Genomic DNA, 9,351 nt, shown 5'->3' on the forward strand with positions numbered 1-9,351 from the left:
TTCCGGCCCAAGGCGATGCCGCGCAGGGCGCGTTCGGCGGCATTGTTCGACAGACAGATGCGGCCGTCGTCGAGGAAGCGGGTGAAGGCGGGCCAGCGCTTGAGCATGCCCGCGTCAAGCACACTGCTGTCCGGTTTAATTTAGTGGACTGAGTGCACGGCGTTGATTCTACTCGTGTTCAGACGTTTGGCGCGTCTCCTGGACACGAATTGGAGCAACACCGTGCGGCATCAGAATAGCGTTTTTCATGACTTGGTGAAGCGGGTTCTGCGGCCGAACTGATCGGAGCGGCTATTCAAGCAGAATCCCAGAAGGTTTTTGAAATCATCGGTGCCGATGGATGGAGCCTTCTCAATCAGGCTCAGAGGTATGACGAGCAGTGTCGGGCGGACTTGGCGAGAATGATCAAGAAGGCTGCGGTGGGCAGTGCGACCCCGCGCGAGTGGAAGGGGCTGGTCAGCAAGTACGCCAGCAAGCACCGTCGATGACCAGAACATCACTAAAGGTAGTTGAGCTTGCCGCAAAAGCAGCCGATCACGAGCTCCTATCGCTAGAAGTGTCGGACCTGCGCAACAAGCTCATCCTCGCCAACAGTGAGCTGGCCCATTGGAGACTCAAGGCGCTACAGGCCGGAATCATCAACGAACGGCACTACGCCGAACTTTCTAGAATTAGGTATTGACCATGAGGCATTGGGCCGATGAAGACCCTACACACACTGCGTGCACGCCTTCGCTGACCGACGGCGGATGGCATCAGGGGGGCAAATGACCATTCACCTCGGAAAACTCGAGCATGTCGATCCGCGAAAACTTTGGGAAAGGGAAGCGGGCGACTTCACCCCCTGGCTGGCCGAACACCTTGGACTGCTGGGCGAGGCACTGAGTCTCGACCTGGAGCTGATTCAGACCGAGAAATCGGTCGGCTCCTTCTCCTGCGACATCCAGGCACACGACACAGGCCGCGACCGGCCCGTCATCATCGAGAACCAGCTCGAGCCGACGGACCATCGCCACCTCGGCCAGCTCATCACCTACGCCTCGGGCTTGGACTCCGCGGTCATCATCTGGATCAGCCCCGAGGTCCGCGAGGAGCACCGTGAAGCCCTCGACTGGCTGAACCGCCACACCGACGAGCGCATCGAGTTCTTTGGAGTGGGGGAGTCCACCCCTTGGCGACGGCGACCACATCCTTGATGTCGGCGCCACGCTCGGCGGCGACAATGGTGGCGGGATCACCGGCAATGAGGGCCTCCGCGGTGTGCCGCAGGGCGGCGGCCTTGGCGAGGTCGGCGGCGTTGGCTTGGACGTTGTCCGAAGCCTCCTTTTGGGCCTTGGGCAGGGCCTTGGCCTCTGCCTTGGCGAGGGCATCCTGTGCCTTGTCCACCGTGGCGGCGGTGCGTGCCTCGTCGTCGGCAAGGGGGCGGCGATCCCGCTCCCAACGGCTACGCTTGCCTGTCAGACGAGCCTTGAGGCCGTCGGGGCGGGCGGCATCATGCTCGCGGAGACGCTCTTCCGATTGCCTGTGCTCCCGCATTGCGTCGCGGACGGCCTCCCTGACGGCCTTTGTCAGGGCTTGGACGATGGCTTGAGGGTCTTCGGGCCTGACGGCGCGGGACTCGTACTGTCCCGCGAGGCCAAAGAGCTTGCGTACAAGGGCCATGATGGCTTCGGTGATCCGACGGAGCATGGATGCCTGTCCCTGCCCCTGTTGTGCGGGGGCGAAGGGAATCACTTTTCCAGTCTGTGCGGACTGTGTGGGTACATTTGCCTCGGCTGACTGCATGCCTATCTCCCTCCTTGTGTGTACATCTCCCTCGGCTGACGCTCTGCGGCGCCTCGTCGGCGGCGTGGGGTCGGGTGTCCCCGCAAGGCGGGCCGAAACCTCGGATTTCGGCACGCCCACGAGTCTGTCCACCGATCCGACCAGCTTGCCGGCGGTATCGGAGACGATCCACGTCCCCGGCTTTTTCCCGACCTCGACTACAAGGCCGGATTCCGCAAGGGCCAGACAAAGATCGAGAGCCGATTCCGTTTGATCGGAAGCGGCTCTCGAGCTCAGTCCTTGCGCCAATCCTCGCCCTGGGGCTGCCAGGTGACGCCGCCGACCGACTTGGGACTTTTGACGGCGGCGGCCTTTTCGACGATTTCCTCAATGTGATGGGCCTCGACCCCGACCTCGGCGATCTGGCCAGACACCAACTCCAACTTCTCCGCCAATTCGGCGATGCGTTTTTCGACCGGTGTGGCCCCGGGCGCCTCGACCTTACGGCGCAGGACAGAGTGGATGCGCGCCACCAGTTCGCGGCCGTCGAACGGCTTGGTGACGAAATCGTCGGCGCCGACTTCAAGGCCGACCACCTTATCGACCACGTCGCCCATTCCCGACACGATGATGATGCCGGCATTCGACTGACCGCGCAGCCTGCGGGCGATGGAAAAACCGTTCTCGCCGGGCAGCTTCAGGTCCAGCAGGACGATGTCGGGCTGGTCGGCGGCGACGGCTCGCCAAAAGGCCTCGCCGTCGGCGCAGGCGGTGACCCGATAGCCCTCGCGCTCCAAGGTGGCGGTCAGCACCGCCCTGATCTCCGCCTCGTCGTCGACAACGATCACATGAACGGGACTGGTCATCGGCTGGACCTTTCGGGCTGCCAGGACCGGCGGCAGCGGCACCGAAAAAGCTTACGAGCGTGCTAGGCGCCGGTCAATCTCTGGTGGCGGCGAACGGGCTTGCGGCCGGGCCGTAATAAATATATCATTTCGCTATACAGCGAATTGATATTAGCGTGTCGCCATGATCGAGACTTTCGAAACCGTCGCCAAGGCCGTGGCCGACCCCAGCCGGGTGCGCATCCTGAAGCTGCTGGAAGGCGGCGAGCTGTGCGTGTGCCAGATCACCGCCGTCCTGGACCTGGCCGCCGCCACCGTGTCCAAGCACCTGGCGGCGCTGAAGACCGCCGGCCTGGTGCAGCAGCGGCGCGACGGCAAGTGGATCTATTACCGCCTGGCCGAACGCGACTTCAACGCCTACACCCGCGCCTTCCTGGATCTGGTCGCCAAGGCGATGGACGACGACCCGACCGTTGCCGCCGACCGCGCAATATTGCTCCGGGTCAATGCCGTCGCGGTGCAGACGCTGTGCGACCAGGGCCGGGCGGCACTGGCCCTTCCCATTTCTGGCTCAAACTGCTGCGGAACATCCCCATGACCGACAAACCCATCAATGTCCTGGTTCTGTGCACCGGCAATTCCGCCCGCTCGGTGCTGGCCGAATGCCTGATCAACGATCTGGGCGGCGGCAAGTGGCGGGCCTTCAGCGCCGGCTCGAAGCCGACCGGTAAGGTCAACCCGCTGTCGATCGAGGTCTTGCGGGAAAAGGGTCACGCCACCGAAGGCCTGCGCTCGAAATCATGGGACGAATTCGCCCTGGCCGACGCGCCCAGGATGGATCTGGTGATCACCGTCTGCGACAACGCCGCCGGTGAAATCTGCCCGATCTGGCCGGGCACGCCGTCCAAGGTCCATATCGGCTTTCCCGACCCGGCGGCGGCCGAGGGCAGCCATGACGAGCGCCTGGCGGTGTTCCGCGAGGTTTACGCCATGATCGAGGCCAAGATTCGCAAGCTGATCGAAGTCGGGCCCGACCGGGCCGCCGAGGTCTGAGATGAACCTGTTCGAACGCTATCTGACCCTGTGGGTGGGCCTGTGCATCGTAGCCGGCGTGGCGCTGGGCCATCTGTGGCCGGCGCCGTTCCAGGCCATCGGCCGGCTGGAGCTCGCCCAGGTCAACCTGCCGGTCGCCCTGCTGATCTGGCTGATGATCATCCCGATGCTGCTGAAGATCGATTTCGGCGCCCTGCATCAGGTGCGCGAGCATTGGAAGGGCATCGGCGTCACCTTGTTCATCAATTGGGCGGTCAAGCCGTTCTCGATGGCATTGCTGGGCTGGCTGTTCATCTCGACCCTGTTCCGCCCGTTCCTGCCGGCCGAGCAGATCGACAGCTACATCGCCGGCCTGATCCTGCTGGCCGCAGCACCCTGCACCGCCATGGTGTTCGTGTGGTCCAACCTGACCAACGGTGAGCCCCATTTCACCCTGTCGCAGGTGGCCTTGAACGATGCCATCATGGTGGTGGCCTTCGCCCCGCTGGTCGGCCTGTTGTTGGGCCTGTCGGCCATCACCGTGCCGTGGGACACCCTGTTCCTGTCGGTGGTGCTGTATATCGTCGTGCCGGTGATCATCGCCCAGGCATGGCGCAAGCTGCTGCTGGTCCGCGGCCCCGATTCCCTGGCCGTCACCTTGGCCCGGCTGGGGCCGCTGTCGCTGGCGGCGTTGCTGGCGACCCTGGTGCTGTTGTTCGCCTTCCAGGGCGAGCAGATCATCGCCCAGCCGCTGGTGATCGTCCTGCTGGCGGTGCCGATCACCATCCAGGTCTATCTGAATTCCGGCCTGGCCTATCTGCTCAACAAGAAGCTGGGCGTCGCCCATTGCGTCGCCGGCCCGTCGGCCCTGATCGGGGCGTCGAACTTCTTCGAACTGGCGGTCGCCGCCGCCATCAGCCTGTTCGGCTTCCAGTCGGGCGCGGCGCTGGCCACCGTGGTCGGCGTGCTGATCGAGGTGCCGGTGATGCTGTCGGTGGTCAGGATCGTCAATTCCTCGAAAGCCTGGTACGAAGGAAAGCCTATATGAACGAGAACGACCAGCGCGCCCTGGTGCGCGACCGTTACGGCGCCATCGCCGCCGGGGCGGCCGCGCAATCGTGCTGCGGCACCCCGAAGCCCGACGACATGGCTCGGCGCATGGGCTATGGCGAGGCCGAACTGGCGGCCGTGCCCGACGGCGCCAATCTGGGCCTGGGCTGCGGTAACCCGCAGGCGATCGGCGCCCTTCAGCCGGGCGAGGTGGTGATCGATCTGGGCAGCGGCGCCGGTTTCGATTGTTTCCTGGCCGCCGCTCAGGTCGGCCCCGGCGGCCGGGTCATCGGCATCGACATGACCCACGAGATGCTGGCCAAGGCCCGCGCCAACGCCGCCACGGTCGGCCATGCCAACGTCGAGTTCCGCCTGGGCGAGATCGAGCATCTGCCCGTCGCCGACAATTCGGCCGACGTGGTGATGTCCAATTGCGTCATCAACCTGTCCCCGGCCAAGGCCCAGGTCTTCGCCGAGGCCTTCCGCGTGCTGAAACCCGGCGGCCGCCTGGCGGTGTCGGACGTGGTCGGCCTGAAGCCGCTGCCCGCCGCCATGGTCAGCGATGCCGGCCTGCTGTGCGGCTGCGTCGGCGGTGCGGCACGGCCCGCCGAACTGGAAGCATGGATGCGCCAGGCCGGCTTCGTCGATATCCGCATCGAGGAAACGCCGGAAAGCCGCGAATTGATCAAGGATTGGGCGCCGGGCCAAGGGGTCGAGGACCATGTCGTCTCGGCCGTCATCACCGCCCGCAAGCCCGGAACCAGCGAAGGAGTCGCCGCCATGAAGAAGCTCGAAGTCTATGATCCCGCCATGTGCTGCTCGACCGGCGTGTGCGGGCCCGAGGTCGATCCCGCCCTGGTCACCTTTGCCGCCGACCTGAAATGGCTGGCCGAACAAGGTGTTAGCGTCACCCGCTACAATCTGGGCCAGGAGCCCCAGGCCTTCGTCGCCAACCCCGAGGTGGTCCGCGAGATGGAAATCGGCATGGACCGCCTGCCGATCATCGCCATCGACGGGCATATCGTCTCGATCGGCATCTATCCGACCCGGGCGCAACTGGCCGCCAAGCTGGGAATCAAGGACCCCGCGTCGCCGTGCTGCACGCCCAAATCCGGGTGCTGCTAAGGATAAGCCCATGCTGCCGCAGATCACCACCCGTCACGCCTTCTTCACCGGCAAGGGCGGCGTCGGCAAGACCTCGCTGTCTTGTGCTGTCGGCCTGGCCCTGGCCGATGCCGGCAAGCGGGTGTTGATCGTCAGCACCGACCCGGCCTCTAACCTGGACGAGGTGCTGGGGACCGACTTGAAGGCCACGCCAACCGCCATCGCGGGCGCTGCCAACCTGTTCGCCCTGAACATCGACCCCGAGGCCGCCGCCCGCGATTACCGCGAGCGCATGGTCGGCCCCTATCGGGGCATCCTGCCGGCCGCCGCCATCGCCAGCATGGAGGAACAATTCTCGGGCGCCTGCACGGTGGAAATCGCCGCCTTCGACCAGTTCGCCGCCCTGCTGGGCGACCCGGCGGCGACCGCCGGCTTCGACCATGTCCTGTTCGATACCGCGCCGACCGGCCACACCTTGCGTCTGCTGACCCTGCCGTCGGCCTGGACCGATTTCATCGAATCGGCGACCGGCGGCGCCTCGTGCCTGGGGCCGCTGGCCGGGCTCGAGAAGCAGAAGGCGCTGTACGCGGCCACCGTGGCAAGCTTGTCCGATCCGGCCGCCACCACCATCATCCTGGTCAGCCGGCCCGAACGCGCCGCCCTGCGCGAGGCCGAGCGCACCCGCGGCGAACTGGCCGAGCTGGGGGTGAGCAATCTGTGCCTGGCCATCAACGGATTGTTCGTTGCCGCCGTCCCCGATGATCCCATCGCCCGCGCCCTGGAACAGCGGGGCCGCGAAGCGCTGGCCGCGATGCCGGCGGTCCTTGGCACCCTGCCCCGCACCGACACCGCCTTGCTGGCGACCGGCACCGTCGGGCTGGATGCCTTGCGCGGCCTGGGCGGGGCCGCGCCGAACGCCGCCCTGCCGGCCGGGCTTGCGCCCTTGATCGATGAAATCGCCGCCGCCCGGCGCGGCGTGGTGATGACCATGGGCAAGGGCGGCGTCGGCAAGACCACCATCGCCGCCGCCATCGCCACCGCCCTGGCCCGGCGCGGCCACATGGTGACGCTGTCGACCACCGACCCCGCCGCCCATGTCGCCGAGGCGGTCACCGAAGCCTTGCCCGGCCTGACGGTGACCCGCATCGACCCCGCCGCCGAGGTCGAGCTTTACCGCGCCGAGGTGCTGGCCAAGGCCGGCGCAAATCTGGACCCGGCCGGCCGCGCCATGCTGGACGAGGATCTGCGCTCGCCCTGCACCGAGGAAATCGCCGTGTTCCGCGCCTTCTCGCGCACCGTCGAGCTGGGCCGCGACCAGTTCGTCATCCTTGACACCGCGCCGACCGGCCACACCATCTTGCTGCTGGATGCCGCCGAGGCCTATCACCGCGACGTGCTTCGCACCCAGACCGAAATGCCCGAGGCGGTGCGCGCCCTGCTGCCGCGCCTGCGCGACGGCCAATTCACCCGCGCCATCATCGTCACCCTGCCCGAGGCGACCCCGGTGCACGAGGCCGAACGGCTGCAAACCGACCTGATCCGCGCCGGCATCACCCCGTTCGCCTGGGTCATCAACCAAAGCCTGCTGGCCAGCGGCACCACCGACCCGGTGCTGGCCAGGAAGGGCGCCGCCGAGACCGCCTTCATCGACCGGGTCACCCAGCTTTCGCCCGGCCGCACCGCCTTGATCCCCTGGCGGGGGTGACAGGGCGGGGATGGGCGTGCTACATCCGGCGCCATGTCTGATCCATTGATCCGCGCCCTGTTGCTGCCGTTCGACAAGGGCCTGCTTGCGATCCCCCAACGCGCCTTCCTGATGCGCGCCACCGCCGACGACGCGCTGGCCGGCGATTGGCGCGACATCCTGGTGTGCGAACAGGGCTTCAAGCCCGAATTCGACCGCCTGACCGCCGCCGGCCTGAAGCCGGTGGCGCGGCTGGACGGGGCCTTCCCCGCCGGCCTGGTGTTGCTGACCAAGCATAAGGGCGAGAACCGCGCCAACATCGCCCGGGCCTGGGACCTGCTGGAACCGGGCGGCCTGTTGATGGTGTGCGGGGCCAATGCCCTGGGCGCCGCCAGCACCCAGCGCGAATTCGAAGCCGCCTTCGGCCTGGACGGCAACCTGTCCAAGCACAATGCCCGCACCTTCTGGTGCCATAAGGCCGATGGCGCAGCCCCGGCCATCCTGGCCGAGTGGCACCAGGGCGGACGCCCGCGCGCGGTGGCAGATTCCGGCTTCGTCGCCCGGGCCGGCGGTTTCAGCCCCGACCATGTCGATCCCGGCTCGCGCCTGCTGATGGACACATTGCCGGCCAATCTGGCCGGACGGGTCGCCGATCTGGGCGGCGGCTGGGGCTATCTGGCGGTCGAGCTGCTGCGGCGCTTCCCCGCAATCACCGCCATCGACCTGTTCGAGGCCGAGACCGGCTCGCTGGAGGATTGCGCCACCAACCTGGCGGCGCTGGTGCCCGAGCGGGCCGCGTGCGTGTCGGCCCGCTGGCACGACGTCACCGCCGGCCTGCCGCCGACCGATCCCTATGACTGGATCGTCACCAACCCGCCCTTCCATGAAGGGGCCAAGCCCGACCCGACCATCGGTCAGGCCTTCATCAAAGCGGCCTGGAAGTCGATCCGCCGGCGCGGCAAGCTGGTGCTGGTCGCCAACCGCCACCTGCCCTACGAAGCCGAATTGAAGCGCCTGTTCCGCGAGGTCGAATGCCTGACCGACCAGGCCGGCTACAAGGTGCTGCTGGCCAGCGACCGCATCGAGGCCAGAAGATGAGATTGGTTCGTCTGATCGCCAATTTGGGCTATGGCAGCCAGAAGGACGTCAAGGCCATGCTGCGGGCTGGCCGGGTCCGCCTGGCCGATGGAACCCAACTGGGCGAGAATTCCACCGCCGACCATGACGACATCCGTATCGACGGACAAACGTTGGACCCGCCGGCCGGGCTGGTGGCGATCTTGAACAAGCCGGCCGGCTATACCTGCTCGACCAGCGATCCCGGCAAGATCGTCTATGAATTGCTGCCCTGGCGCTTCATGCGCAGAAAGCCGATCGTCGCCCCGGTCGGCCGGCTCGACCGCGACACCACCGGCCTGCTGCTGCTGACCGACGACGGCGATTTCTCGCACCGGGTCACCGCGCCCAAGGCCAAGATCGCCAAGACCTATCTGGTGCAACTGGCGCGGCCCCTGAACGGTGACGAGGCGGCCATCTTCGCCGCCGGCACCTTGATGCTGCGGTCGGAAAAGACGCCGCTGGCCCCGGCCGAGCTGGAAGTTCTGGGGCCGACGACCGCACGGCTGACCATTTCGGAAGGCCGCTACCATCAGGCCAAGCGGATGTTCGCGGCCGTCGGCAACCATGTCGAAAGCCTGCAGCGCGTCCGCATCGGCGGCCTGGACCTGGGCGATCTGGCCGAAGGCCAATGGCGGATGCTTTCGCCAGCCGAAGCGGCCCAGGTGTTCGAAGGCTGATACCGGCGAACCTACGAAATGACCTGCTGGACCCAGGGCTGATAGCAGAGGCTTTTGACCCTGTCGCTGTCGGCGA

9 protein-coding genes and 1 pseudogene are annotated in these 9,351 nt (G+C 66.5%); 8 read left to right on the top strand and 2 right to left on the bottom strand.

Annotation, left to right across the window (positions count from 1 at the left end):
- Positions 1 to 107: pseudogene (locus A6A05_RS20450) on the bottom strand (IS66 family transposase); the annotation flags it as partial.
- A gap of 660 nt (positions 108 to 767) precedes the next feature.
- Here A6A05_RS20450 and A6A05_RS19220 point away from each other — a divergent pair.
- Positions 768 to 1,196 (top strand): hypothetical protein, encoded by a 429-nt coding sequence (locus A6A05_RS19220; RefSeq protein WP_068504717.1) that lies wholly within the window; start codon positions 768 to 770, stop codon positions 1,194 to 1,196.
- A gap of 861 nt (positions 1,197 to 2,057) precedes the next feature.
- Here A6A05_RS19220 and A6A05_RS19230 read toward each other — a convergent pair.
- Positions 2,058 to 2,630 (bottom strand): response regulator transcription factor, encoded by a 573-nt coding sequence (locus A6A05_RS19230; RefSeq protein WP_156521161.1) that lies wholly within the window; start codon positions 2,628 to 2,630, stop codon positions 2,058 to 2,060.
- A 163-nt stretch (positions 2,631 to 2,793) separates the two neighbouring features.
- Here A6A05_RS19230 and A6A05_RS19235 point away from each other — a divergent pair, with 163 nt between their 5' ends.
- Genes A6A05_RS19235 through A6A05_RS19265 form a run of 7 tightly spaced genes read left to right on the top strand, consistent with a single transcriptional unit; the run spans position 2,794 to position 9,275 of the window.
- Positions 2,794 to 3,207 (top strand): ArsR/SmtB family transcription factor, encoded by a 414-nt coding sequence (locus A6A05_RS19235; protein ID WP_068504724.1) that lies wholly within the window; start codon positions 2,794 to 2,796, stop codon positions 3,205 to 3,207.
- The gene (locus A6A05_RS19240) at positions 3,204 to 3,662 is read left to right on the top strand and encodes an arsenate reductase ArsC (RefSeq protein ID WP_068504726.1); all 459 of its coding nucleotides are present in this window, start codon (positions 3,204 to 3,206) and stop codon (positions 3,660 to 3,662) included. Before A6A05_RS19235 ends, A6A05_RS19240 begins: the two co-directional genes overlap by 4 nt.
- Position 3,663: 1 nt before the next feature.
- A complete protein-coding gene (arsB, locus tag A6A05_RS19245; protein ID WP_068504727.1) occupies positions 3,664 to 4,689 on the top strand; it encodes an ACR3 family arsenite efflux transporter in 1,026 nt (341 codons plus the stop codon).
- On the top strand, positions 4,686 to 5,816 hold the full coding sequence (gene arsD / locus A6A05_RS19250) for an arsenite efflux transporter metallochaperone ArsD (protein WP_068504729.1): 1,131 nt from the start codon (positions 4,686 to 4,688) through the stop codon (positions 5,814 to 5,816). Before arsB ends, arsD begins: the two co-directional genes overlap by 4 nt.
- 10 nt (positions 5,817 to 5,826) lie before the next feature.
- Positions 5,827 to 7,500: an arsenical pump-driving ATPase gene (arsA, locus tag A6A05_RS19255; protein WP_068504730.1), complete on the top strand. Its 1,674-nt coding sequence runs from the start codon at positions 5,827 to 5,829 to the stop codon at positions 7,498 to 7,500.
- A gap of 33 nt (positions 7,501 to 7,533) precedes the next feature.
- On the top strand, positions 7,534 to 8,577 hold the full coding sequence (locus A6A05_RS19260; RefSeq protein WP_068504732.1) for a class I SAM-dependent methyltransferase: 1,044 nt from the start codon (positions 7,534 to 7,536) through the stop codon (positions 8,575 to 8,577).
- Positions 8,574 to 9,275 (top strand): pseudouridine synthase, encoded by a 702-nt coding sequence (locus tag A6A05_RS19265; protein WP_068504733.1) that lies wholly within the window; start codon positions 8,574 to 8,576, stop codon positions 9,273 to 9,275. Before A6A05_RS19260 ends, A6A05_RS19265 begins: the two co-directional genes overlap by 4 nt.
- Positions 9,276 to 9,351: the final 76 nt, after the last annotated feature.

The sequence above is a fragment of the Magnetospirillum moscoviense genome, assembly GCF_001650635.1.
GTDB lineage: Bacteria > Pseudomonadota > Alphaproteobacteria > Rhodospirillales > Magnetospirillaceae > Magnetospirillum > Magnetospirillum moscoviense.

Excerpts from the sequence above, each read along its gene's own strand:
- A6A05_RS19220 (WP_068504717.1), top strand. The coding sequence starts at position 768 with ATGACCATTCACCTCGGAAAACTCGAGCATGTCGATCCGCGAAAACTT.
- A6A05_RS19230 (WP_156521161.1), bottom strand. The coding sequence starts at position 2,630 with ATGACCAGTCCCGTTCATGTGATCGTTGTCGACGACGAGGCGGAGATC.
- A6A05_RS19235 (WP_068504724.1), top strand. The coding sequence starts at position 2,794 with ATGATCGAGACTTTCGAAACCGTCGCCAAGGCCGTGGCCGACCCCAGC.
- A6A05_RS19240 (WP_068504726.1), top strand. The coding sequence starts at position 3,204 with ATGACCGACAAACCCATCAATGTCCTGGTTCTGTGCACCGGCAATTCC.
- arsB (WP_068504727.1), top strand. The coding sequence starts at position 3,664 with ATGAACCTGTTCGAACGCTATCTGACCCTGTGGGTGGGCCTGTGCATC.
- arsD (WP_068504729.1), top strand. The coding sequence starts at position 4,686 with ATGAACGAGAACGACCAGCGCGCCCTGGTGCGCGACCGTTACGGCGCC.
- arsA (WP_068504730.1), top strand. The coding sequence starts at position 5,827 with ATGCTGCCGCAGATCACCACCCGTCACGCCTTCTTCACCGGCAAGGGC.
- A6A05_RS19260 (WP_068504732.1), top strand. The coding sequence starts at position 7,534 with ATGTCTGATCCATTGATCCGCGCCCTGTTGCTGCCGTTCGACAAGGGC.
- A6A05_RS19265 (WP_068504733.1), top strand. The coding sequence starts at position 8,574 with ATGAGATTGGTTCGTCTGATCGCCAATTTGGGCTATGGCAGCCAGAAG.